The sequence below is a fragment of the Actinomadura sp. J1-007 genome (assembly GCF_009793335.1).
GTDB lineage: Bacteria > Actinomycetota > Actinomycetes > Streptosporangiales > Streptosporangiaceae > Spirillospora > Spirillospora yumaensis.
The window spans coordinates 5227871-5251092 of record NZ_WING01000001.1; the positions used below are offsets into that span (position 1 = coordinate 5227871).

The following is a 23222-nucleotide window of genomic DNA, read 5'->3' on the forward strand; positions in this document are numbered from 1 at the left end:
TTGCGACGCATGAACCCGATGAGGGCGTTGGTCCGGAAGACGGTGCTCGCCGTGACGGCCGGGGCGGTGGCCGCGGCGCCCCTGGCGGTACCGGCGGCGGCCCAGGCGCGGGAACGGCCCGCGGGCTCCGCCTCGCACGTCCGCCCGGGGTGGCGGCTCACGCCGACCGGGACGGATTCGCGCCTGCGCGGGCTCGCGGCGGTCGGCCGGAAGGTCGCCTGGGCGGCGGGCAGCGGCGGGACCGTGCTGCGCACCACCGACGCCGGGCGCACGTGGCGGCGGGTCGGCCCGCCCGGCACGGAGGGCCTGGAGTTCCGCGACGTCGAGGCGTTCGACGCGCGGCGCGCCGTGGTGCTGGCCATCGGGGAGGGCGACGCGTCCCGCGTCTACCGGACCTCCGACGGGGCCGCACCTGGACGCTCGGCTTCAGCAACGACGACCCGCGCGCGTTCTACGACTGCCTCACGTTCTCCGACCCCCGGCACGGGCTGGCCGTCAGCGACCCCGTGGACGGGCGGTTCCGGCTGATCGCCACCGCGGACGCCGGACGCACCTGGCGGGTCCTGCCGAACGCGGGCATGCCCGCCGCGCTGGCGGGCGAGGCGGCCTTCGCCGCCAGCGGCCAGTGCCTGGTCGCCCACGGGAAGCGGGACGTGTGGCTGGCCACCGGAGGCGCGTCCCGCTCGCGGGTGTTCCACTCCCGCGACCGCGGGCTCACCTGGACGGTCGCCGACACCCCGCTGCCGAGCGGCCCGTCGCAGGGCGTGTTCGGCGTCGCGTTCCGCGACTCCCGGCACGGCATCGCCGTGGGCGGCGACTACCAGCCGGGACGGCCGTCCCCGTCCGCCGCCGCGACGACGAGCGACGGCGGCCGTACGTGGCGTCCCGCGCCCCGTCCTCCGGCCGAGTACCGCTCGGGCGTGGTCTGGCCGGTGTACGCGGGCCCGGCCGCGCTCGCCGTCGGCCCGACGGGCAGCGACGCCACCCTCAACGCCGGCCGCTCCTGGACCCGCTTCGACACCGGCTCGTACGACACCGTGGACTGCGCGTCCGACGGCGGCTGCTGGGCGGCGGGAGAGCACGGCCGCGCCGCGAGGCTCACCCTCCGCTGACCCGCGCGGGGCCCCGCGCCCGGAGGCGCGGGGCCCGCTGCCGGGAACGGCGGTTACGGCAGGGTGTTCAGGTGCGGGCGGACGGTCTTGGCGAAGCCGCCGCCGTTCGTGACGTCCCAGTTGATGGACCACGTCATCGCGCCCCGGATGTCGGGATAGGTGCGCGACGGCTTGAACGTTCCGCAGCCGGTGCCCTTGGCCAGGCAGTCCAGGGCGTTGTTGACCATGGACGGGGAGACCACGCCGCCGCCCGCCGCGCCCGGCCCGGCGGGCAGGCCCAGCGCCACCTGGTCGGCCCGCAGCCCGTTCTCCAGCTGGATGCAGGCCAGCCCGGTCATGAAGTCGACCGTGCCCTGCCCGTACACCTTCTGGTCGCAGCCGAGCATCGCGCCGGAGTTGTAGTACTGCATGTGGACGACGGTGAGGATGTCCTTGATCTTCAGCGCGAGCTGGAAGTAGGACGCGCCGGTGGACTGCATGTCGAGCGTCTGCGGCGCCATCGTGATGATCAGGTCGGCGCCCGACCTGGACCGCAGGTCGCGGAGCGCCTGCGCCATGTAGGTCGGGTTCAGCCCGTTCTCCAGGTCGATGTCGACGCCGTCGAACCCGTACTCGGTCATCAGGCCGTGCACCGAGGTGGCGAACGCCGTGGCGGACGAGCCGTCCCCGACCCGGATGGCGCCCTTCTCGCCGCCGACCGACAGGATGACCTTTCTGCCCTTGGCGTGCAGCGCCGCCACGTCGGCCTTGAACTGCGCGTCGGTGTAGCCGCCGACCGCCGTGGACAGCCCCGGGTCCACCCGGAACGAGACCTCGCCGGCGCGGCCCGTCGCCTCACCGAACGCCACCGCGACCAGGTCGTACTGGTCGGGCACCTCCGACAGCTTCAGCTCGCGGGCCGGGTTCTCGAAGTTGTGCCAGTAGCCCGTGAGGAAGTGCTTGGGGAGCGGGCCCGTGGCGCACCCGCTGGTCGTCCCGGTCGCGGCCGTGCTCGCGGCCGACTCCCCGGTGTCGTTGTACGCCTTGACCGTGTAGCTGTGGGTCGAGCACTTCTCCAGCCCCGACAGCGTCGCGGTCGTGCCGTTCACGGTGGCCCGCAGCGCGGAGCCCTCGTAGACGCGGTACCCGGTCGGCGTGCCGCTGCCGGCCGTCCACGCCAGGGTCAGGGACGTGTCCGTACGGCCCGTCACGCTGGGGAGCCCGGCGTCCCGAGGCCGCCCGGCACGCCGCCCGCGCACGGCTGCCCGTTGAACGCGCAGTTCTCCGGAGCGCCCGGGCCCGTACCGGTGAACCCGAACGTCACCGACTTGCCCGGCGCGATCACGGCGTTGTAGTCGCGGTTGCGGAAGGTCTGGTGGGAGCCCTTCGCGGTGAGCAGGGCGTCCCAGTACGCCCCGAGGCTCGTCCCGGACGGCAGGTCGAAGTCGACCGTCCACCCGTTGATCGCTGTGTCGGAGCCGTTGGTGAGGGTGAACCTGCCCTCCCACCCCGAACCCCAGTCGGCGGGCTTGGCGAACGTCGCGGTCGGGGCGTCGGCCTGGGCGTCGGCACGGGCGTCGGCGCGGGCGCCGGCCGGGACGAGGAGCACGATGAGAAGCGCCGCGAGGACGCTGAGGACAGAACGCAAGACTCACTCCATGGGCAGGGTGGGAAGCCGGCGGAATTCCCCCGAACCCCGAGTCAGCGCGACAAGAACAGGAAGGTTTCCTATCAATTTGAGAGCACGTTAACCAGCGATTCCCCGCCCGGCAAGCCCTTCTCTCACCGCTCGCCGCCCGCCCCCGCCAACCACGGCAGGTGGGACGCCGAACCACCGCAAAGACCTCGTTTTCTTGGCACAAATCGCCAACGCCCCGCAATGGCGCCCGCGATCCGGGGAACGTTCGCCGCCACGGGGAAACGCGGACACGCGGACACGGAAGGGCCACCGACATGGCGGGAACGATCCTCATCACCGGAGCGGGCACCGGATTCGGCCAGGAGGTCGCGCTGCGCCTGGCCGCCGACGGGCACGACGTGATCGCGGGCGTCGAGATCGTCGCCCAGGTCGCCGCCGTACGCGCCGAGGCCGCGCGGCGCGGCGCGGCCCTGCGGGTCGAGAAGCTCGACGTCACCGACCCCGGCGACCGGGAGAACGCCTGGACGTGGGACGTGGACGTCCTGCTCAACAACGCGGGCGTCTCCGAGGGCGGCGCCACGGCGGACATCCCCGCCGACCGCCTGCGCCGCCAGTTCGAGGCCAACGTCTTCGGCCCCGTCCTGCTCACCCAGGGCCTCGCCCGCCGGATGGCCGCCCGCCGCCGCGGCAGGATCGTCTTCATGTCATCGGTCGCGGGCCTGACGGTGGACCCGTTCACCGGCGCCTACGCCGCGTCCAAGCACGCCGTCGAGGCGTTCGCCGACGCCCTCGACCAGGAGCTCGCCGAGTTCGGCGTCACCGTCGCCACGATCAACCCGGGCCCGTTCCTCACCGGCTTCAACGACACCATGTTCGAGACCTGGAAGTCCTGGCGGGACGACCCGTCCCAGCGGCTCTTCGACTACCCGGCACTCGCCTTCCCCCACGAGCAGTACGACCCGGAGCCCGTCTTCCAGAAGACGATCGAGGTCCTGCTGGGCGAGGACACCCGCTACCGGCACGTCCTGCCCGCCGAGATGGAGCCGCAGATCCGCGCCCAGACCGAGGCCCAGTGGGACCGGCGCCTCAACGACGGAAACCGCCCGGACCTCGTCCAGAAGGCCCACGACATCACCCCCGCCACACCAGCCCGCCCCTGACCCTCGCGGATCCCGCCAATCCCGCGGCAGGGCCACGCCCCCCTGCCTGGAGCGCCACACCCACGCTCCGCCCCTGGAGCCCGTCTTCAGGCCATGGCTAACTGTAGGCGCACGGTAACTCTTCGTGAGAAAACGGAGGATGACTCATGTCTGCGAACTTCGAACCCCGCGACGCGGGAACCATCGACGCCGCCGCCCTGTCCGCGGTGCCGTCCGACGCCGTGACCTACCAGGCGGGCACCTGTACCCGCTGCACGCACGGCGGCTACACGATCCTGTGCAGCGACTACAGCACCCGCGCCTGATCCGATAGCCCGGGACACGTGAGACGCGCGTTGTCTACGCCCACCCCCGCTAACCCGTAGACAACGCGCCCCCGGCTCCGCGGAGCGGCCGTCCCTCAGGCTCCGCGCCCACGTCGAATGCGCCTCAAGGCTTGAGCACGGCGAACACCACCTTGCCCGCGTCCCCGGCCAGCGGCCGAACGCCCCAGCACCGCGCGAGCCGCTCCACGACGAACAGGCCGCGCCCGGATTCACTGGTCAGCGCGGCCTCCCGGACGCCCGGCATTTCGAGCCCGGCGTCCTGCACCTCCAGCCACACCTCCCCCTCCTCGGTACGGCCCATCCGCACGGTCACCTCGCCGTGGTGGACGTACCGGATCGCGTTGGTGACGAGCTCACTCGCCACCAGGCACGGCACGTAGTCGTCCATCCCCCAGCGGCCCAGCATGAGCCGCACGTGCCGGCGCACCTCCGACACGGCCTCCAGATCCCGCTTCACCACGATCTCGCCGTGCGCCGCTTCCGCCATCAGCCTCTCCTCACCGTCCGTGGCATACGGCACACATTCAGCCACGTTCGAGCTTAGGATCTGCTTACCGTCCTCAAGTGGTAACAGGCGGTAAGTGCCAGGCAACGCGCGCAAGTTTCCAATCGGAGAATGTGATCACCATGGCCGCACGGCGTCAGCGTTCGAAGGTGGCTCCCGCGCTCGTGGCCTTCGGCCGCCAGATGCGTCAGCGACGGGAGGCCAAGGGGCTCAAGCAGCAGACGATCGCTCACCTGACGCAGGTCAGCCCCGCGCAGGTGAGCCGCATCGAAAGCGGAAAGAAGCGGGCCACGCGCACGTTCGTGGAGATCGTGGATGACTGCGTGGAGGCGGGCGGCTCCCTCATCAGCCTGTGGGAGGACCTGAACCGGGACGGCCATCCGATACCGCTCTGGTTCGACTGGCCGAAGGTGGAGTCGGACGCCGCGGAGCTGATCTCGTGGGAGCACACCATCGTGCCCGGACTGCTCCAGACCGTGGCCTACTCCCGCGCGTTCCTCGACACCGACGAGGCCAGGGAAGCCCGCATCGCGCGGCAAAGCGTCCTGACGAGGGAGAGTCCGGCTCCTGTGGTCCTCGTGGCATTGCTGAGCGAGGCCGTCCTGCACCACAAGGTGGGTTCCTCCGAGGTGATGCGCGAGCAGCTCGCCCACCTGCTCGCCATGAGCGAACTGCCCAACGTCACCGTCCAGATCGTGCGGAACAATGGCCGCCCGGCCGGAACGGGCGGCGCTTTCGTGGTGGCTACGATGGAAGACCGGAGCGAGGTCTCGTATCTGGAAACCACCGTGCGAGGCGTCACCACCGACGATCCGGCCGACCTTGCCGCACTTTCGGATGTGCTGCGGGAGCTGCGTGCGAGGGCGCTTACAGAGGACATGTCGCGGGACGTGATGAGGGAGGCTTTGGAGAAATGGACTTGAGTGGTGTGACCTGGCGCAAGGCGAGCCGCAGTGGTGAGAATGGCGGCAACTGCGTTGAACTCGCTGAACTCGCCGGTCTCGATGGTGTGGTGGCGGTGCGTGACAGCAAGGACGCTGACGGTCCCGTTCTGTTGGTGCGTCCGGCAGCGCTGCGTGCGGCCGTGCTGGCAGCGTCAGCGACCAGGTGAACGAGGCGTAAGCGAGCCCCTCGGCCCTCTGCCCCTCCTGACCGGGGGACAGAGGGCTTTCTGCTGCCAGCTCGTTCCACCTCATGGCAACAGTTGCCAAAGAATCGAGCCGGATTGGGAGGACGTGTCTCGACCCGCTGGTTACGGGAGTGAGGAACGTTGTTCGGGTGATGGCTGGGGCGTTCTATGCCCCCTAGGCTTCCCAGGGACCTCATTCGACGGCGTGGAGTGGGCACGTCCGTGATTCGGGAGCTGGAATTGAGCCCTCCGGAAAAGCAGATCGACCCGGCCGGGATCAAGCTGCACGGTGAGGCCGTCAAAGGCTACGTCGTCACGAAGATCGAGCAGGCTGAAAACAAGATCAACGGTGACGGGGTGTACAACCTCGAAGGCGGCGATTTCAGCGTCACGCTGTCGCCCATGGCGCTCGCCTATCCGATCGCGACGCAGTTCGCGTTCGAGAACATCGACGCGCTGAAGAAGGAAGCGCAGGAGATGGCGGGCAAGCTCGGCACCACCGCGCTCACGTACCAGAAGGCCGAAGAGGCCAACCTGTAGCCGCGCCACCGGAAGGATCGACATGCCACCACGAGGCGGGAGCAGCCTGCCGGGACGGGCCGCGATACCGGCAGGGGCGACGGTCGCCGGAGGCAAGGCCGCCGGGGAGCCGCCGCCGGGGCCGCCACCGGGAGCGGAGCCCAGGCCGGGGTCGTCGGCAGCGCCGAGGCCCTGATGACGGCGGCGACAGCGGTCGCCGCCGCCGCGGGGGCGGTCCTGCCGCCCGCGCTGATGGTCGCCTTCGAGTTCAAGCTGTCCTCGGGCAAGCCCGCGAACATCATGAAGGCGGCCTACGCCTACGACAACGCCGCCGACGACCTCCAGACCGCCGCCTCCGAACTCCGGGAGCTCGTACGGAGCATCCCCGAGCAGACCTGGTCCGCAAATGACCGGGAGCGGTACGAGTCGAACGTCCACGAGTACTCGCTCCAGCTCGACTACCTGCACAACTACCTGATGGCCGTGAGCATCGCCCTCACGGTGGTGGCCTGGGCGTTGTTCGTCTACGCGACCTTCGCGACCGGAATGGCGGCCTATCTTGGGGCTCTGGCGGCGGCGTCGGCGTTCCCGCCCAACTACGCCGCATGCCTGCCGCTCGCCGCCACCGCGCTCACCGTCACGCACGTCGCCACGGGCATCCTGCTCAACAGCGGCCTGGCCGCGGCGGCCGTCCTGGGTGGCGGCGCTGCGATCACCGCCGACAAGCAGGGGGACCACGGCAACCAGTTCGCGGGCGACGCGTTCAAGAAGGCTCTGGCGAACGGCGCGAAGTCCGGCGCCGCCAACCTGTTGCAGAACGCGGGCAACGCCGCTCTCTCGTTCGTCAACCGGGCCGAGAACCCGATCGGCACTCAGGCGAAAAAGCCGATCCCGGTCAAGGAGATCGACCTCGACTACGACCGTGACAAGGACGGGAACGTGAGCGTCGGCGGCGGCGCGAAGTTCACCGCCGGGCCCGTCGAGCACGAGCTCGGCGGGCATCGCAAGTACGACGGCAGCGGCAAGTACACCGGCACCGACGCCGAGTACAAGGCGAAGTTCGGCATCGACCCGACCGAAACGCACAACGCCGTGGTCGGCGGAAAGGGCGACTGGAAGCCGGGTGATTGGAAACCGGACTCGGCGAGCGGCACCGCGGGCTACGAGAATGCGCGGACCGGTCACAAGGCCGGGCTCGAAGGCGGCCGGAAGGACGGCGGCTGGGAAGGAAAGGTCAATGGCGTCGGGCCCGGCGGTTCCGCCGAACTCTCGGGCTCGACCAAGAAACCGGCCAAGCCCGTCGATGACACACCGCCCTGGGACAAGTGATGGGCGCCATCGGGCACTCCCCGGAATTTTCCTTCAAGAACAAATGGCGCCACTTCACCGTCAAGGACGCGGCGGGAGCGATGGTGGCGGAGACGGTCGTGATCGAGGACGTCGAAGGGAGTAAGAGCAGGCTGACGCGGTTCTTGTCCAATACCGGGGATATCGGCCGGCTGGTCCTGCGACTGTCCGACCCGGCCGGAGCGCCGATCCTCTACCTCGAACGCGCCGGTCGCCAGATCCCGCAGTTCCACACTCGTGAAGGGCACCCGGTCTCACCGTCCCCCATCGTCAAAGCCCAGGCGATCACCGCCGTCGCGCCGGACGCTTCCGTGATCGGCCACGTCGAGGAGGACGAGTACCTGTTCAGGTCGACTCGGTACGGCAACGTGCCGATGGTGCTGCGCCACAAGATAGTCGTCGATCGCCAGGTCCTGTGCTCTATCGTGTGGGAACGCAGAGGACGGAAACACTCGCAGAGTGGCTACTATCCGAGTTTCTGCGACTACTTCACCCCGGGCGGTGAGCACTTGGCACATTTCAAGAAGGGCGTGCTGCGCTTGGACGAGCCCCTTCCTGAACCGCTCCACACCCTCGTGGTCATCTCACCCATCGCCTTCCAGATCGCAGCGCCATCGGGCCGAGTGGCCGGGTGACCATGCCGCCCCAGACGCGGTGAGCGGCACCGCGGGCTACGAGAATGCGCGGACCGGTCACAAGGCCGGGCTCGAAGGCGGCCGGAAGGACGGCGGCTGGGAAGGAAAGGCCAACGGTGTCGGGCCCGGCGGTTCCGCCGAACTCTCGGGCTCGACCAGGAAACCCGGTGAGGCCGGGGGTCAGGCTGGGAGGGCGGGGGTCTCGGAGGCGGGGTTTCCTTGCCAGTGGGCGTTCGGGGGATCTGCTCGCCCTTCATGAGGAACGAGTCGGCGGCGAGGGTGGCGCCGTCGCCCATGGTCACGTCGTAGTGGACGAACGACTCGACGCCCAGGGTGCAGCGGGCGCCGATGGTGGTGCGGCCCGACTTGAACGCGCCCTCCTCCAGGGAGTGGCACTGGATCACGCTTCCCGCGTTGAGGGTGCTCTCGTCGCCGATGGTGACGAGGGTCTTCTCCGGGATCGCGCAGCCGTCGTCGAAGACGCGGCGGCCGATGCGGACGCCGAGCAGGCGCCAGATCACGTTCTTGAACGGCGTGCCGCTGAACAGGGCCTGGCCGCCGAGCTTCCAGAGGCGTTCGTGCCACCAGAAGTACGGGTCGTAGATCGAGCAGAGCCGGGGCGTGAGGGAGCGGAAGCGCAGGAGGGCGCGTTCGACGAGGACGCCGTAGCCGATGCCGAACAGGAGGGTGGCGGCCGTTCCGGCGAGCAGGCCCGCCGCGGGGGTGGCGTGGAGCAGGTCCTCGGCGGCCAGCCACAGGACGGCCAGCGCGAAGAGGCGGAACCAGCGCACCAGGAGGAAGATCGCCATCGTGCGGAGGTTGTAGCGGTTCTTGGCCGGGAGGCGGGGCGCGTCGGGGCGGCTGACCGCCTGGTCGCGTTCGACGGCTCTCGGGATCTCGAAGCACGGCGAGCCCAGCAGGCCGACGTTCTCGCGGAGCGGGCCGCCGACGGGCACCGCGACCTTCGTCGCGAGCAGGACGTTGTCGCCGACGCGGGCCCCGGCGGGGAACGCGATGTTGTTGCCGAGGAAGTTCCGCGACCCGATCCGCACCTCGGACAGCCGGAACGAGGTGCTGGAGAAGTCCGCGTTCATGATCCACAGCGCGTCCGAGACCATCGTGCCGCTGCCCACCGTGGTCAGGTACGGCGAGTGGTGCGCGAGCTCGGTGCCGAAGTTCGTGCCGGTCTGGACGATCGGGCGCGCGAAGCGGTACCCGAGGCCGCGCAGGTAGTGGACGATGTAGGAGCTGTCGCCGAACAGGTCGTTGAAGAACTTCAGGTTCGTCAGGCGCCGGACCGTCATCTGCGCCCAGTAGTGCGCGCCGTACAGCGGATAGACCTTGTCCGGCCTGACGACCAGGCTGAGCAGGCGGGGCACGGTCAGCGCGAACGCCAGGAGCGCGAGCCCGCCGCCGAAGAACGCGGCGCTCGACAGCGCGGCGGCGTCGAGGTAGAGCTCCGCCCGGCCGAGGCCCTCGGTCTCCGCGCGCATGATGTCGGCGAGCATCGGGAACCGCGTGAGCAGCGCGACCAGCGCCGCGACGCCGAGTGGGCCGGTGACCGCGACCAGGGTGAGCAGTTGCAGGACGCCGTAGGCGGCCCGGCGCGCCGTGCCGCAGCGCGCCGGCGGGATCGGCAGGTAGTCGGTGGACGTACGGCGCGCGGGGCATCCGTGCCAGCGTTCGCCGGCGGGCACGGCCTGGCCGGAGTGCAGGGACGACGCGTGCCCGAGCTGCGCCCCGTCGCCCATGGACGTGCCGATGTCCAGAACGGTCCGGTCGCCCACGAAGACGTCGTCGCCGAGCGTGATCGGGCCCGTCCGGATGACGCCGTCGTCGACCCGGTAGCCCGGCATCGCGCAGTTCTCGCGGACGATCGTCCCGGCGCCGACGGTGAGCAGGTCCGTGCACACCGGCGTCCTGGCGAAGACCACCGCGCCGCGGCCGATCTCCGCGCCGAGCGCCCTGAGGTACAGCGAGTACAGCGGTGACCCGGTCATCAGCATGACGGGGCTCGAACGGACCAGCGTCTTGACCGTCCAGAAGCGCACGTACGCGAGGCTCCAGACGCGGATCTCGCACGGCTTCCAGCGGCCCACCAGCGCCCACTTCGCCAGGATCGGCAGCGTGCACAGGTACAGCAGGAACGCGCCGCTGAACACCGCGCCCCGCTGGTAGAGGTCGATGAGGCCGTCGGCGTCGGACGCCCATCCGTAGCCGGCGGCGGCGACGGCGGCGCCGAGGTACAGCGTCGCGACGGCCAGCAGCAGTTGCAGGACGCCGCAGAGCACGTACTCGCCCTTCCGCGTCGTCGCCGCCTTCACCGGGGTACGGGCCGCGGGCGCGTTGGACGTCCGGGTCTCCAGGACCGCGGCGAGGCCCTTGACGGTGGGGTTCTGGTAGACGTCGCGGATCGACAGGGACACGTCCGTCCGCCCCCGCACCGAGGCGCAGAACCGCGCCATCAGCAGCGAGTCCGCGCCGAGGTCGTCGAAGAAGTGGCCGTCGGCGGGCACGCGGTCCATGCGCAGGACGCGGGCGAGCGAGTCGGCGAGCACGCGTTCGGTGTCGTTCGCGGGGGCGAGGCCGCCGTCCGGGGCGGAGGCGGCGCGGGGGGCGGTCGGCGGGGGAGGCTCTTGCGGTCGGCCTTGTCGCTCGGGAGCATCGGGATGGCGTCCAGCTCCTCGAAGTACGCGGGCACCATGTAGGCGGGCAGGCGCTCCCTCGCCCTGCGTCTCAGCTCGTCGCGGTCCACGCGGACGTCGGCGTTCCGCCGGGTGTAGTAGGCGACCAGCTCGACCGTGCCCGGCTCGGGCTCGTGGGTGCCGACGACCGCCTGCGCGACGTCGGGCGCCTCCGACAGCACCGACTCGATCTCGGTCAGCTCGATGCGGTAGCCGCGGACCTTGACCTGGGTGTCGATGCGGCCGAGGTACTCCACGTCGCCGCCCGCGCCGATCCGGCCGAGGTCGCCGGTGCGGTAGATCCGGCCGGACGGGTTGCCGGGGATGCCGATGAAGTCGGGGACGAACCTGCTGGCGGTGAGGTCGTCGCGGCCCACGTAGCCGCGCGCCAGCCCGATCCCCGCGATGCCGATCTCGCCGGTCTCGCCGGGCGGCAGCGCCGCGTCCTCGTCCGGGTCCAGGACGACCACCGAGTACGTCGGCAGGGGATGCCGATGGTCACCGGCCGGTCCGGGCTCAGCGGCGTCCACGTCGCGGTGACGGTCGCCTCGGTCGGCCCGTAGACGTTGAGGAACCTGCGTCCCGGCCGGTGCCACCGGGCGACGAGGTCCTGCGGGCACGCCTCGCCGGACACCAGCAGGAAGTCCAGCCCGGGGACGTCGCCGTCGAGGGTCGCCAGGAGCGTCGGGACGCAGCAGAGCGCGGTGACGCGCCGTTCGACCAGGAAGTCGCGCAGCTCGTCGCCGACCAGCGACGCCCCGGCCGGTTTCGGCACCAGCGTCGCGCCCGCGACGAGGGGCACCCAGATCTCCTCGACGGAGAAGTCGAACGCGATCGTCATGCCCTGGTACATGCGGTCCGCCGGGCCCACGCCGTAGACCTCGACGGCGACGCGGACGAAGTTGCAGATGGACGCGTGCTCGATCGCCACGCCCTTGGGCCGTCCCGTCGAGCCCGAGGTGTAGACGATGTAGCACAGGTCGTCGACGGGGTCGCCGCGCTCGGCGTCCGTGAGGCGGTGGCCGGGCTGGGCGTCCGCGAGCGCCGACAGCTCGTCCAGGCAGAGCACCTCCGCGCCGGACCCGTCCAGCGGTCCGCGCAGGTGCGACAGCGACAGGACGGTCCGCACGCCCGCGTCCCGCACGATGTACTCCAGCCGGTCGGTCGGATAGCCCGCGTCCAGCGGGACGTACGAGGCGTGCGCCTTGAGGACGGCGAGCATGCCCGCGTACGCGTGCACGGCCTCGTCCAGCAGCAGCCCGACCCGGTCGCCGGGGCGCACGCCCCGCGCCAGCAGGAGGCGGGCGAGGCGGTTGGCCCGCTCGTCCAGTTCGCCGAACGTCAGGACGCGGTCGCCGGCGTCCACGGCCGGAGGGAGGGGCCCGCCGTCCGTTCGGAGCCGGTCGCACCGGTCCTCGAAGAGGTGCTCCAGGCGCTCGCCCGGCCGCCAGCGGACCCCCGGTTCGTGGCCCGTTCCGACCAGGACGTGTTCCGCCGTGACGAGGCGGGCCGTCTCGGAATCGGCGAGCACGCCGCCCGTGGTTCTCGTTGTCATCTGCACTCCGCCGAACTGGTGAATCGTCGACCGCATCCGCAGTGCGGTCAGCCCCGCGGGATGGGATGTCAGGACGCGAGAAATGATTGGGCAGCGGCATTGAAGATCCAACCATTGTGGCCGCATGCGGTCAAGAAAGAGATGGGCAGGCATTTCCTTGACAGTGGCCGTTCGCACACTTCACGCCCGCCGATACCCGCGTTATATGCGCAACGCATATGCCGCCACCTGCACTTATGCGCGGGCGTCGGAATTGGGCCCCGCGCGAACTCGACAGGGGCCCGCGGTGTGGTAGTACGCTGGCGCGCGGTGCCGCCGGCTCCCCTGTCCCCGGTGAGATTCTCACTGGTCGGCGGCCACCGGACGCTCCCCCCGCCCCCGGCGAGTAAAGGCCGAATTGTTACCGGCGCGTATCCGGAGTGGCTCCCGCCGGCCAGCCCGAGGATTCAACGTGAATGTCTTTCAAAAGCTCGAATCAGAGGTCCGCAGCTATTCCAGGAGCTGGCCGACCGTCTTCACAACGGCCCAGGGGAGCCGCATGTACGACGAGGAAGGCCGCTCCTTCCTCGACTTCTTCGCCGGCGCCGGAGGGCTGAACTACGGCCACAACCATCCGCATCTGAAAACCGAGCTCATGCGCTATCTGGCCGCCGACTCCGTCGTGCACAGCCTCGACATGCACACGGTCGCCAAACGCCGTTTCCTTGAGGCGTTCCAGCGCGTCGTCCTCGGCCCGCGCAAACTCGGCTACAAGGTCCAGCTCCCCGGTCCGGCCGGGACCAGCGCGGTCGAGGCGGCGCTCAAGCTGGCGCGCAAGTACACCGGCCGCCAGACGGTCATCGCGTTCACCAACGCCTTCCACGGCATGTCGCTCGGCTCGCTCGCCGTGACGGGCAACGCGGCCAAGCGCGCGAGCGCGGGCGTGCCCCTGGCGCACACCGTGACGATGCCGTACGACGGGTACCTCGACGGGCGCGTGCCGGACTTCCAGCTCCTGGAGCGCATGCTCGAGGACAGCGGCAGCGGCCTGGACCGCCCGGCGGCCGTGATCGTCGAGACGGTGCAGGGCGAGGGCGGCGTCAACGTCGCGGGCCCGCAGTGGCTGTGCGGCCTGGCCGACCTCTGCAAGCGGCACGACATGCTGCTCATCGTGGACGACGTCCAGATGGGCTGCGGCCGGACGGGCCCGTTCTTCAGCTTCGAGACCGCCGGGATCGTCCCCGCCATCGTCTGCCTGTCGAAGTCCCTCAGCGGCTACGGGCTGCCGCTGGCCCTCACCCTCTTCCCGCCCGAACTCGACGTGTGGGCCCGGGCGAGCACAGCGGGACGTTCCGCGGCTCCGATCCCGCCTTCGTCACCGCCGCCGCGGCGCTGGACTTCTGGACGGGCGAGGGCCTGGAGCAGCAGACCGCGGCGAAGGGCGACCTCGTCCGGCGGGCCCTCCGGAGCCTGGCGAACGAGCACCGCGGCCTCGTCACCGAGGTCCGGGGGCGCGGCCTCGTCTGGGGGCTCGCCTTCGCCGAACCCGCCCGCGCCGCGGCGGTCTGCCGCGCGGCGTTCGAGCGCGGCCTCCTGGTGGAGACCTCGGGCCCGAAAGGCGAGGTCGTCAAGCTGCTCCCGCCCCTCACCACCACCGAGCGGGAGCTGGACGAGGGCCTGGAAATCCTGGCCCGGGCCCTCGAAACCCTCGCCCGCGAGCCCTCCGGCCCTCCGGATGCCGGGTCCGGCGGCGGTGTTGACAGCAAATCGGCGGGGGATCAGAATCACGCTAATAGGAAACTTTCCTATTAGATATTCCCTGGTCACGCCCACGGGAGACCGCCATGGCGGCTCGTGCCCCGCCCAGCCAGCTCCGAGCACACGAACGTCCCCCGCAGTGGCCGTTCGCGCGGCCACCGACCCACAGTTTCGGAGCTCCCATGAAGAAGAAGATCATCGCGGCGGCCTCCGGCGTCGCGCTCACCCCCGCCTTCGTCGTCGTGCTCGCCGGCACCGCCAGCGCCCACGGCTACATCAACTCCCCGCCCAGCCGCCAGGCGCAGTGCGCCGCGGGCACCGTCCAGTGCGGCTCGATCAAGTACGAGCCGCAGAGCGTGGAGGGCCCGAAGGGCCTGCGCAGCTGCAACGGCGGCAACGCCGCGTTCGCCGAGCTGAACGACGACAGCAAGGGCTGGCGCGCCACCTCGGTCGGCAGGACGGCCAGCTTCACCTGGACCTTCACCGCCCGGCACCGCACCACCAACTGGGAGTACTACATCGGCGGCACGCGCGTCGGCGTGGTCAGCGGCAACAACGCCCAGCCGCCGAGCACCGTCACGCACAGCGTCAACCTCGGCAGCTTCACCGGACGCCAGAAGCTGCTGGCCATCTGGAACATCGCCGACACCTCCAACGCCTTCTACGCCTGCGTGGACCTCCAGATCGGCTAGCCCGCGAGACCGGCCGGTCCGCGGAACCGCGGCCGGCCGCCCCGGGGGCGGGGCCCGGCGCCGGACCCCGCCCCCGGACTCCGCGGCGCACGGCGTCTCCCGCGACGCGTTCCGCGCCATTTTCATGATCGCGGCGCCCTCCGCCCGCGGCCGAATGCGTCGCTCCCGGAATGGGCGCCGCTTTTCTCTTGTGATCTTCCGGTGCGGGGATGTCGCGGTGTTCGGCGGACCATTTTTTCACAGCGCGGCCGACTGGCACGGTCCGCTGCCTGGAGTGGTCGCGATTGCGTTCCGCCAGGCCGTTCAGCGGCCGTTGGAAAGGCTTGCCAGGCGCCGCCGGCCGGGTCTAGTCTTCCCCTAATTTTTAGGAAGGGTTCCTATTAGATATGGCCGCCGCCCGCGCGCCGGGCGGACGTCCCTCCAGCTCGCCCCCGCCCCTGGAGCAACCATGCGACATCTTCAGGCCCGTCTCGCCCTCCTCCTGTGCCCCCTGCTCGTGCTCGCGTTCGTCAGCCCGCCCGGCGCGCACGCCGCCGGTCCGGCACGCGCGGCCTCGGCGACGGCGACGTTCGCCAAGACCGCCGACTGGAGCTCGGGATTCACCGGCAAATACACGATCACGAACGGCACCGGATCCCCGATCAACGGATGGCGCGTCGAGTTCGACCTGCCCTCGGGAACCGGCGTCGGCGCCTATTGGGACGCGCTGATGACGGCCGGACCGAACGGCCACTTCACGTTCCGCAACCGCGAATACAACGGCACGATCGCGCCCGGCGCGTCGGTGTCGTTCGGCTTCAACGGCACCGGGACCGGCGGCCCCGACGGCTGCACCCTGAACGGCTCGTCCTGCGACGGCGGCGGGGAGCCCGAGCCCGGCGCGCCCGGAACGCCCGGCGCGCCGACCGTGACCGGACGCACCGACTCCTCGATCTCGCTGAGCTGGCCCGCCGCCAGCGGCACCGTCACCGGCTACCGGGTCTACGAGGGCTCGACCGTGCGGGCGACCGTCACGGGCACGAGCGCCACGATCGGCGGCCTGAGCGCGTGCTCGTCGCACACCTACGCCGTCAAGGCGTACAACGGCGTGGGCGAGTCCGCCGCGAGCGGCGAGGTCAGCGGCACGACGAGCGGGTGCACCACGCCGAGCCCCGGCATGAGCGCCGCGCCCTACATGTACCTCGGCTGGGAGAACCCGCCCGCGCCGACCACGGTGATGAACGCGACCGGGATCAAGTGGTTCACGATGGCGTTCATCCTGTCCGGCGGCGGCTGCACCCCGTCCTGGGACAGCCAGCGCCCGCTGAAGGGCGGCGTGGACGAGCAGAACGTCGCCAAGGTCCGCGCCGCGGGCGGCGACATCATGCCGTCCATCGGCGGCTGGAGCGGCAACAAGCTCGGCCCCAACTGCTCCACCCCGCAGGCGCTCGCCGGCGCGTACCAGCAGGTCATCGACGCCTACAAGCTGAAGGCGATCGACATCGACATCGAGAACACCGACGAGTTCGAGAGCAACGCGGTGCAGGACCGCATCCTCGGCGCGCTGAAGATCGTCAAGCAGAACAACCCCGGCATCACGACGATCCTCACGTTCCCCACCCTGTCCAACGGCCCGAACTCGTGGGGCGTGCGGCTCATCAACCGCGCGGCCGAGCTGAAGGCCGACGTGGACATCTTCACGATCATGCCGTTCAACTTCGGCGGCGGCTCCAACATGTACCAGGCGACCGTCAACAGCAGCGAGGGCCTGAAGGACAGGCTCAAGACGGCGTTCTCCTGGTCCGACGCGACCGCCTACTCCCACATGGGCATCTCGGGCATGAACGGGCTGTCCGACCAGCAGGAGCCGACCACCCCCGCGACCTGGACGCAGATCCGCGACTGGGCCAAGTCCCATGGCCTCGCGCGGCTGACGTTCTGGTCGGTCAACCGTGACCGCGCCGGCGGCAGCGGTGTCCCCCAGCAGGACTGGGAGTTCACCCGCATCACCGCCGGATTCTGACCCGGCCACGGTGACACGGCCCGGGGCGTCCTCACCGCCCCGGGCCGTTCCGCGCCGTCCGCCGGGCGCGCCGGATGCGCCGCGGGCGCGCCGCGGGCGCGGGGCGGGTGCGGGGCGGTTCCGTCAGTGCCAGTCGACGCAGACGACGACGGCGTCGTCGGCCAGTTCGGCGCCCTCGTGGGTGCTCATCAGCTCGCCGATGATCGCCAGGGGGACCCCGGAGGCGTCCTGGAGCCGAGTGCCGCGCACCGCCTGCTCCAGCCGGTGCGTGCCGAAGTCGCCGCCGCCGGGGTGCGGCGCGGAGTACACGCCGTCGCTGACGATCACCAGCCGGTCGCCGGACTCCAGCCGGAGCCGCTGCGCCCGGTACTCGGTGTCGGCGAACATGCCGAGCGGCATCTGCTGCTCCAGCTCGACCCGCGCGACGCGCGTCCCGCGCATCCGCAGCACCCGCGGCGACCCCGCGTCCACCACGGTGGCCTCGCCGCTCGCCAGGTCCACCCGCATCAGCAGCGTCTCGGTGAACCACTCGCCGCCGTACCTGGCGTGCACGATGTCGGCCGCGAGGCTCGCCTGCTCGGCCAGGTCCGCGCCGCCGCGGCGGGCGTTGCGCAGGGCGCCGACGGTGAGCGAGGTCAGCAGCGCCGCCCGGATGCCCTCGCCCGCGCCGTTGGTGACCGACAGCGTCAGGTGGTCGCGCTCGGCCGTCCAGTCGAAGTTGTCCCCTGCGACGGAGTAGGCGGGCTCCAGGTGCCCGGCCAGGTCGAACCGTTCCCCCGCGCACGTCTGGCCGGGCAGGAGCTGCCACTGGAGCTCGGCCGCCAGGGTCAGCCGGCGGTCGCGGCGGACCCGCTCGTACCGGTCGGTGAGCGCCCAGGCCACCTTGAGCGCGCCGCCCGCGATCTCGCCGATGTCGGCCAGCTCCGCGAAGTCCTCCCTGGAGCAGGGGGCGTCCACGTCCAGCGCGAGCACGCCCATCCGGTCGCCGCGCGCGGCGACCGGCACGAAGACGCGGCGCGCGCGGGAGCCCGCCGGGTCCGGGACCGGCCGCAGCGAGGCGAACGCGCGCCCGGCCGGCGTGCCCGGCACGGCGATCGGCTCGTGCTCGGACGGCGACTCGGCCGGCAGCAGCGACGCGAGCCGGTAGTCGACCAGGTAGAGCCGGGCGCCGGTCACCTGCGGGAAGCGCGCGGTCACCGCGCCGGCCAGCGCCTCGGGCAGCGCGTGGGCGGGCGCGGCGCGCAGCGCGCGCTCCACCTCGCCCGAACGCAGGTGCGGTTTCGCCACGGAACGTCCCCCCGGTCGTCGGCCCGCGGAAGATGCGACCCGGGGCGCCCTCCGCGCCGGGCCCGGGAGGGCCGGACGCCGCGCGTGGGCGCGGCCGGGCGGAACCTGCCGCAGGATGACAGAGAAAATGCAGTATGACAAATAAAGGCTCAGGCGGTACGGCTCCGCGCGTCGCCCGGTCCGGGGCGTTCCTGGCGCTCGCACGCGCGGCCGAACTCGGTGAGGCTGTCGAGCAGCCGGGACCGGGTGGCCGGCGACAGCTCGCCCAGCGCCCGCTCGATCGCGGTGCGCCGCCAGCGGGTCAGCCGGGCGCGCAGCCGCTCGCCCTCCCCGCTCAGCCGGACGATGATCTCGCGCCGGTCGCCGACGGCGCTCTCCCGCACCACCAGCCCGGCCGACTCCAGCCGGTCGCACAGCCTGCTGGCCGAGGACGGCATCACGCCCATCTCGGCGGCGAGCCCGCCCAGGTTGAGCCGTCCGTGCCGGGCGACGGCCTCGATGGCGCGCAGCTGGACCGGCGAGATGTGCACGCCGGCGTCCTCGGCCGCGCGGCTCCACGCCAGCACCGCCGACGCCATCGCGACCTCCACGGCCGCGGCCTGGTCGGCCAGCCCCTCGTCGGCGGGCGAGCCCGCCGGCTCCTGTGCCTGTCGGCCGGTCACGACCGCCCCCTTCCGCTCGCCCGCCCCCGGCCGGATGTGTTCCGGCGCGCACACTTTGCCGTACGGCAACCTTAGGGGAGCTGGACTACCCGCACCGTATGCCGAGTATGCCGTCCGTCACGCGCGGATGTCGTGATGATCACATGCAGTTACATAGCGTTACATGTCATGGGTTGAGTATCCTTCGACGCCGGGCCGGCGCGGCAGCCGGGCCGGTCGGGTGGCAGGCGCAGTGGCAGGCGGACGGGTGGTGAGTGCGGGACATGGTCTCCCCCGGGATGGCCGACGGGTCGAGGATCCCGGTCCAGGGAACCGGGCCGGGCGTTTCCGCCTGGCAGGGCACGGCGCGGCAGGGCGACCCCGCCGCGCCGATCGAGCTGCTCCTGGTGGAGGACGACCCCGGCGACGCGTTCCTGGTCGAGGAGCTGCTGAGCGACGCCGACGTCCGCAACCGGCTCACCTGGGTGCGCACCATGGCGGAGGCGCGGCGGGAGCTGGCCCGGGGCCGGTTCCAGTGCGTGCTGCTCGACCTGCACCTCGCGGACGCGCAGGGGCTGGACGCGCTGGAGACGCTGCTCGCCGGGTCGCCGGACGCCGCCGTGATCGTCCTCACCGGGCTGGCCGAGGCCGAGGCCGGGCTCGCCGCCGTCGCGGCCGGCGCGCAGGACTACATCGCCAAGGGCCGCCTGGAGTCGGAGTGGCTCGGCCGGGCGATCCGCTACGCGGTGCAGCGCAAGCAGGGCGCGATCGCCGCCGCCGCGCTCCAGGCCGGCCGGCTGCGCGCCGAGGAGAACGCCCGCCTGGAACGCGGCCTGCTGCCGAGCCCCAAGCTCGCCACTGCGGAGGTCGTCGCGGTCACCCGGTACCGTCCGGGCCGCGCGCACTCGCTGCTCGGCGGCGACTTCTACGACGTGGTCGAGACGCCGGACGGCACGGTGCACGCGGTGATCGGCGACGTGGCGGGGCACGGCCCGGACGAGGCGGCGCTCGGCGTCTGCCTGCGGGTCGCCTGGCGCTCGTTCGTCCTCGCCGGCGTGCGGGGCCCGCGCCTTCCCGCGCTGCTGGAGGAGCTGCTGCTCGCCGAGCGCGACGACGACGAGTGCTTCGTCACGCTGACCACGCTCAGGCTGCGTCCCGACCGCCGCACGGTGGACGTGCTGCGCGCCGGGCACCCGGCGATGCTGCTGCGCGGCCCCGGCCCGGACGTCCGGCTCGTCGAGACCGCCGGCGGGATGGCCCTCGGCCTGCTCCCCGGCTTCGGCGACTGGCCCGAGGAACGGGTCGAGCTGCCGCCGGGGGCGGAGCTGGTGCTGTTCACCGACGGGCTGTTCGAGGGGGAGACCGGGCCCGGCGGGCGGCGGCTCGACCTGGACGGGCTGCTCGGGCTCGCCGAGCGGGGCGCGGGCCTGGACGCCTCCGACTTCGTGGACGCGCTGATCATGGGGGCCGAGCTGGCCTCGGCGGACTACGGCGGGCTCGGCGACGACGTCGCCGTGGTCGCCCTCGGATGGAAGGGCACATGAGCTCGCTCAGCTCCCAGAGCGCCGGAGACGGCGTAGAGGAAGGGACCGGGGCCGCCCCCCGGACCGGCAGGCCCGGCGGGAACGGCGGGAACGGCGCGACCGCCGAGAAGGACGGGAACGGCGCGAACGACGGGGCCGGCGAGGAGAAGGAGCCCGCCGCCGGCCGTCCCGAACGGCGGGGGCGGGGCGGGAAGCTGACCGTCCAGCAGTGGGTCCTGCTGGCGCTGACCCTGGTCGGGCTGCTCGTCGTCGCATCGGGCGCGGTCGGGTACGCGCTGCTGACCCGTACCGCCTCGACGGTCGACCACCTCGTGGACGAGCTGTCCCCGGCCCGGACCGAGGCGTACCGGCTCCAGGCCGCGCTCGTCGACCAGGAGACCGGCGTGCGCGGCTACGTCCTCACCGGGGAGCGCGGCTTCCTGCGGCCGTACCAGGAGGGCCGCCGCGCCGAACGGCAGTCCGCCGACCGGCTCGCCTCGTTCGTCCGCGAGGAGCCCGAGGCCGCCGCCGACCTCGCCCGCGTCCGCGCGCTCGCCGCGGACTGGCAGCGCACCTACGCCGAGCCGATGATCGCGCAGGTCGGCGCGCGCGGCCCCGGCTCGGTGGACGCCGCCATGGTGGGCCGGGGCAAGGCCGGGTTCGACCGGCTGCGCGCCCTGTGGAACGACCAGAACCGGCATCTGGACGACGCGGTCGCGGAGGGCCGCGACGCCGCCGCGCACGACCGGAGGATCCGCGACGGCGTCCTCGGGGGGATGCTCGTGGCGATCCTGGCCGCCGGGGCGCTGCTCGCCGTGGTCCTGCACCTGGCGGTGGGCCGCCCGCTGGCGGCGCTCGGACGCTCGTCGCGGCGCGTCGCCGACGGCGAGTTCGACCACGCCATCGGCGTGCGGGGCCCGGCGGACCTGCGCTCGGTGGCCACGGACGTGGAGGCGATGCGGCACCGCATCGTCGAGGAGCTCGGCTACGCCACCGACCGGGAGCGGCAGCTCCAGGACCGCACCGCCGACCTGGACGTGCAGACCGCCGAGCTGCGCCGCTCCAACGGCGAGCTGGAGCAGTTCGCGTACGTGGCGAGCCACGACCTCCAGGAGCCGCTGCGCAAGGTCGCCTCGTTCTGCCAGCTCCTCCAGCGCCGCTACGCCGACCAGCTCGACGACCGCGCCAACCAGTACATCGAGTTCGCGGTGGACGGCGCCAAGCGCATGCAGGTGCTGATCAACGACCTGCTCACGTTCTCGCGCGTCGGCCGCGTCTACGACCGGGACGAGCCGCTCGACCTGGACGAGCCGCTGGACAAGGCGCTGCGCAACCTCCAGGGCACGCTGGAGGAGACCGGCGCGCGCGTCGAGCGGCCCGAACGCCTGCCGCGGGTGCGCGGCGACATGACGCCGCTGACCATGCTGTGGCAGAACCTCGTCGGCAACGCGGTGAAGTTCCGGGCGCCGGACCGGACCCCGGAGGTCGAGATCGGCTGCCGGGAGACGGACGAGGGCTGGGAGTTCTCGGTCATCGACAACGGCATCGGCATCGCGCCCGAGTTCGCCGACAAGGTCTTCGTGATCTTCCAGCGGCTGCACGGCCGCGACGCGTACGAGGGGACGGGCATCGGCCTGGCCCTGTGCAAGAAGATCGTGGAGAGCTACGGCGGCCGGATCTGGCTGGACACCGGCCGCGCCGAGGGCGCCGGCATCCACTTCGTCCTGCCGCGCACCGACCCCGGCCCCGACGACGCCGAGGCCGGCAGCGAGACTGGCGGCGACACCGCCCGAGACCCCGACACCGAGGGAGCCGCATGACCCAGCCCATCCAGCCCATCGAGGTGCTGCTCGTCGAGGACGATCCCGGCGACGAGCTGATGACCCGCGAGGCGTTCGACGAGAACAAGGTCGGGAACGTCCTGCACGTCGTCCGGGACGGGCTGGAGGCGCTGGAGTACCTGCACCGGCGCGGGGAGTACGCCGACGCGAAGCGCCCCGACCTGATCCTGCTCGACCTCAACCTGCCGCGCTACGACGGCCGCCAGGTGCTGGAGGAGATCAAGAACGACGAGGAGCTGGCCACCATCCCCGTCGTCGTGCTCACCACCTCCTCCGCCGAGGAGGACATCCTGCGCAGCTACCGCCTGCACGCCAACGCCTACGTCACCAAGCCGGTCGACTTCGAGCAGTTCATCGCCGCGGTCCAGCAGATCGACGACTTCTTCGTCACCGTCGTCCGCCTCCCCTTCCGGAGCTGACCCGGACGGTCGCGCGCCCGGCGGCGGACGCGCGCCCGGCGGCGGACGCGCGGCGGCTCAGGGGGGCGACCAGGCCCCCTCCTGACCTCCCGGACTCGGATTGGCGTCATTTTTCCACTTCTGACGCGGGCAGCTCCGTAAAGAATCTTCTAAGCCTCTGACCTGCGGTTATGCGGTTCGGGCGGATGGTAAACACAGAGCGTGATCACGATTACTTTCCGTGATCATCGGCGGAGCCTCCGCCGTGTTCCCCAGCCAGGCAAGGAGCTTTACTCGATGCTGTCCGCATTCGCGCTCGGTATGGCCGTGGTGGCCGCTGGTCCGCTGGCCGCCTCGCCGGGTTCCGAGCCGTCGACGGTGCTCATGCCGGAGAGACCCGACCGCCGCACCGGGCACGAACCGGCGCCGCCGTCCCCGCACGACCGGTCGAACGCCCCGAGAGCCGTCCGCCGGTGGAGGGGGAGCCGGCGGAGGGGCGCCGGACGGCCAC

Annotated in this window: 21 protein-coding genes and 1 pseudogene; 14 read left to right on the forward strand and 8 right to left on the reverse strand. The window is 71.7% G+C overall.

Annotation, left to right across the window (positions count from 1 at the left end):
• Positions 1-9: 9 nt before the first annotated feature.
• Both GEV43_RS48225 and GEV43_RS48230 read left to right on the forward strand, forming a co-directional pair.
• The gene (locus tag GEV43_RS48225) at positions 10-528 is read left to right on the forward strand and encodes a hypothetical protein (protein WP_206681252.1); all 519 of its coding nucleotides are present in this window, start codon (positions 10-12) and stop codon (positions 526-528) included.
• On the forward strand, positions 507-1112 hold the full coding sequence (locus tag GEV43_RS48230; RefSeq protein WP_206681253.1) for a hypothetical protein: 606 nt from the start codon (positions 507-509) through the stop codon (positions 1110-1112). Before GEV43_RS48225 ends, GEV43_RS48230 begins: the two co-directional genes overlap by 22 nt.
• A gap of 53 nt (positions 1113-1165) precedes the next feature.
• Here the strand turns inward: GEV43_RS48230 and GEV43_RS23775 are convergent, their stop codons facing one another.
• Positions 1166-2302 carry a glycosyl hydrolase family 18 protein gene (locus tag GEV43_RS23775; RefSeq protein ID WP_309239807.1) on the reverse strand — a complete coding sequence of 379 codons (1137 nt, stop codon included), beginning with the start codon at positions 2300-2302 and terminating at the stop codon, positions 1166-1168.
• Positions 2299-2739, reverse strand: coding sequence for a cellulose binding domain-containing protein (locus GEV43_RS50865; RefSeq protein WP_241683020.1), 441 nt, complete (start codon positions 2737-2739; stop codon positions 2299-2301). The genes GEV43_RS23775 and GEV43_RS50865 overlap by 4 nt, the downstream gene beginning before the upstream one ends.
• Before the next feature lie 305 nt (positions 2740-3044).
• On the opposite strand from GEV43_RS50865, the gene GEV43_RS23780 reads away from it, so the two are divergent.
• On the forward strand, positions 3045-3890 hold the full coding sequence (locus GEV43_RS23780; protein WP_160822579.1) for an SDR family oxidoreductase: 846 nt from the start codon (positions 3045-3047) through the stop codon (positions 3888-3890).
• Between the two features lie 146 nt (positions 3891-4036).
• Entirely contained in the window at positions 4037-4195 is a 159-nt protein-coding gene (locus GEV43_RS46955; RefSeq protein WP_164717209.1) for a hypothetical protein, read from the forward strand.
• 124 nt (positions 4196-4319) lie between these two features.
• On the opposite strand, the gene GEV43_RS23785 is transcribed toward GEV43_RS46955, so the two are convergent.
• Positions 4320-4703 (reverse strand): ATP-binding protein, encoded by a 384-nt coding sequence (locus tag GEV43_RS23785; RefSeq protein ID WP_160822580.1) that lies wholly within the window; start codon positions 4701-4703, stop codon positions 4320-4322.
• A 140-nt stretch (positions 4704-4843) separates the two neighbouring features.
• On the opposite strand from GEV43_RS23785, the gene GEV43_RS23790 reads away from it, so the two are divergent.
• The 4 genes from GEV43_RS23790 (at position 4844) to GEV43_RS23805 (ending at position 7698) form a co-directional block, all read left to right on the forward strand.
• Positions 4844-5644 (forward strand): helix-turn-helix transcriptional regulator, encoded by an 801-nt coding sequence (locus GEV43_RS23790; protein WP_241683794.1) that lies wholly within the window; start codon positions 4844-4846, stop codon positions 5642-5644.
• Complete coding sequence (locus tag GEV43_RS23795; RefSeq protein ID WP_160822582.1) at positions 5635-5832, forward strand: DUF397 domain-containing protein; 198 nt, start codon at positions 5635-5637, stop codon at positions 5830-5832. Before GEV43_RS23790 ends, GEV43_RS23795 begins: the two co-directional genes overlap by 10 nt.
• Before the next feature lie 240 nt (positions 5833-6072).
• Positions 6073-6390: a hypothetical protein gene (locus tag GEV43_RS23800; protein WP_160822583.1), complete on the forward strand. Its 318-nt coding sequence runs from the start codon at positions 6073-6075 to the stop codon at positions 6388-6390.
• 174 nt (positions 6391-6564) lie between these two features.
• Positions 6565-7698 carry a hypothetical protein gene (locus tag GEV43_RS23805; protein WP_160822584.1) on the forward strand — a complete coding sequence of 378 codons (1134 nt, stop codon included), beginning with the start codon at positions 6565-6567 and terminating at the stop codon, positions 7696-7698.
• Between the two features lie 502 nt (positions 7699-8200).
• Here the strand turns inward: GEV43_RS23805 and GEV43_RS23815 are convergent.
• Genes GEV43_RS23815 through GEV43_RS50880 form a run of 3 tightly spaced genes read right to left on the reverse strand, consistent with a single transcriptional unit; the run spans position 8201 to position 12590 of the window.
• Positions 8201-10909, reverse strand: coding sequence for a Pls/PosA family non-ribosomal peptide synthetase (locus GEV43_RS23815; RefSeq protein WP_206681254.1), 2709 nt, complete (start codon positions 10907-10909; stop codon positions 8201-8203).
• Complete coding sequence (locus tag GEV43_RS50875) at positions 10816-11292, reverse strand: amino acid adenylation domain-containing protein (RefSeq protein ID WP_160822586.1); 477 nt, start codon at positions 11290-11292, stop codon at positions 10816-10818. Before GEV43_RS50875 ends, GEV43_RS23815 begins: the two co-directional genes overlap by 94 nt.
• Positions 11232-12590, reverse strand: coding sequence for an AMP-binding protein (locus GEV43_RS50880; RefSeq protein WP_160822587.1), 1359 nt, complete (start codon positions 12588-12590; stop codon positions 11232-11234). Before GEV43_RS50880 ends, GEV43_RS50875 begins: the two co-directional genes overlap by 61 nt.
• Positions 12591-13041: 451 nt before the next feature.
• Here GEV43_RS50880 and ectB point away from each other — a divergent pair.
• The 3 genes and pseudogenes from ectB to GEV43_RS23840 all read left to right on the forward strand — a co-directional run.
• A pseudogene (gene ectB, locus GEV43_RS23830) lies at positions 13042-14270 on the forward strand (diaminobutyrate--2-oxoglutarate transaminase); the annotation flags it as partial.
• Positions 14271-14509: 239 nt separating this feature from the next.
• Positions 14510-15019, forward strand: coding sequence for a lytic polysaccharide monooxygenase auxiliary activity family 9 protein (locus GEV43_RS23835; RefSeq protein ID WP_160822588.1), 510 nt, complete (start codon positions 14510-14512; stop codon positions 15017-15019).
• Between the two features lie 448 nt (positions 15020-15467).
• Entirely contained in the window at positions 15468-17021 is a 1554-nt protein-coding gene (locus GEV43_RS23840) for a cellulose binding domain-containing protein (protein ID WP_160822589.1), read from the forward strand.
• A gap of 123 nt (positions 17022-17144) precedes the next feature.
• Here GEV43_RS23840 and GEV43_RS23845 read toward each other — a convergent pair whose 3' ends face one another.
• Positions 17145-18308 carry a PP2C family protein-serine/threonine phosphatase gene (locus GEV43_RS23845; protein WP_206681256.1) on the reverse strand — a complete coding sequence of 388 codons (1164 nt, stop codon included), beginning with the start codon at positions 18306-18308 and terminating at the stop codon, positions 17145-17147.
• A 149-nt stretch (positions 18309-18457) separates the two neighbouring features.
• On the reverse strand, positions 18458-18970 hold the full coding sequence (locus GEV43_RS23850) for a MarR family transcriptional regulator (protein WP_160822590.1): 513 nt from the start codon (positions 18968-18970) through the stop codon (positions 18458-18460).
• 263 nt (positions 18971-19233) lie between these two features.
• Here GEV43_RS23850 and GEV43_RS23855 point away from each other — a divergent pair, with 263 nt between their 5' ends.
• From GEV43_RS23855 to GEV43_RS23865, 3 genes are read left to right on the forward strand one after another with little or no spacing between them, the layout of a single operon-like run.
• On the forward strand, positions 19234-20493 hold the full coding sequence (locus GEV43_RS23855; protein WP_241683021.1) for a PP2C family protein-serine/threonine phosphatase: 1260 nt from the start codon (positions 19234-19236) through the stop codon (positions 20491-20493).
• Entirely contained in the window at positions 20490-22292 is a 1803-nt protein-coding gene (locus GEV43_RS23860) for a CHASE3 domain-containing protein (RefSeq protein WP_206681257.1), read from the forward strand. The genes GEV43_RS23855 and GEV43_RS23860 overlap by 4 nt, the downstream gene beginning before the upstream one ends.
• Positions 22289-22732 (forward strand): response regulator, encoded by a 444-nt coding sequence (locus GEV43_RS23865; protein WP_160822591.1) that lies wholly within the window; start codon positions 22289-22291, stop codon positions 22730-22732. The genes GEV43_RS23860 and GEV43_RS23865 overlap by 4 nt, the downstream gene beginning before the upstream one ends.
• The last annotated feature ends 490 nt before the right edge of the window (positions 22733-23222 follow it).

Bases quoted from the DNA above. Each gene is read 5' to 3' on its own strand.
- GEV43_RS48225 (WP_206681252.1), top strand. From the start codon at position 10: ATGAACCCGATGAGGGCGTTGGTCCGGAAGACGGTGCTCGCCGTGACG.
- GEV43_RS23780 (WP_160822579.1), top strand. From the start codon at position 3,045: ATGGCGGGAACGATCCTCATCACCGGAGCGGGCACCGGATTCGGCCAG.
- GEV43_RS46955 (WP_164717209.1), top strand. From the start codon at position 4,037: ATGTCTGCGAACTTCGAACCCCGCGACGCGGGAACCATCGACGCCGCC.
- GEV43_RS23785 (WP_160822580.1), bottom strand. From the start codon at position 4,703: ATGGCGGAAGCGGCGCACGGCGAGATCGTGGTGAAGCGGGATCTGGAG.
- GEV43_RS23790 (WP_241683794.1), top strand. From the start codon at position 4,844: ATGGCCGCACGGCGTCAGCGTTCGAAGGTGGCTCCCGCGCTCGTGGCC.
- GEV43_RS23795 (WP_160822582.1), top strand. From the start codon at position 5,635: ATGGACTTGAGTGGTGTGACCTGGCGCAAGGCGAGCCGCAGTGGTGAG.
- GEV43_RS23805 (WP_160822584.1), top strand. From the start codon at position 6,565: ATGACGGCGGCGACAGCGGTCGCCGCCGCCGCGGGGGCGGTCCTGCCG.
- GEV43_RS50880 (WP_160822587.1), bottom strand. From the start codon at position 12,590: ATGACAACGAGAACCACGGGCGGCGTGCTCGCCGATTCCGAGACGGCC.
- GEV43_RS23835 (WP_160822588.1), top strand. From the start codon at position 14,510: ATGAAGAAGAAGATCATCGCGGCGGCCTCCGGCGTCGCGCTCACCCCC.
- GEV43_RS23840 (WP_160822589.1), top strand. From the start codon at position 15,468: ATGCGACATCTTCAGGCCCGTCTCGCCCTCCTCCTGTGCCCCCTGCTC.
- GEV43_RS23855 (WP_241683021.1), top strand. From the start codon at position 19,234: ATGGTCTCCCCCGGGATGGCCGACGGGTCGAGGATCCCGGTCCAGGGA.
- GEV43_RS23860 (WP_206681257.1), top strand. From the start codon at position 20,490: ATGAGCTCGCTCAGCTCCCAGAGCGCCGGAGACGGCGTAGAGGAAGGG.
- GEV43_RS23865 (WP_160822591.1), top strand. From the start codon at position 22,289: ATGACCCAGCCCATCCAGCCCATCGAGGTGCTGCTCGTCGAGGACGAT.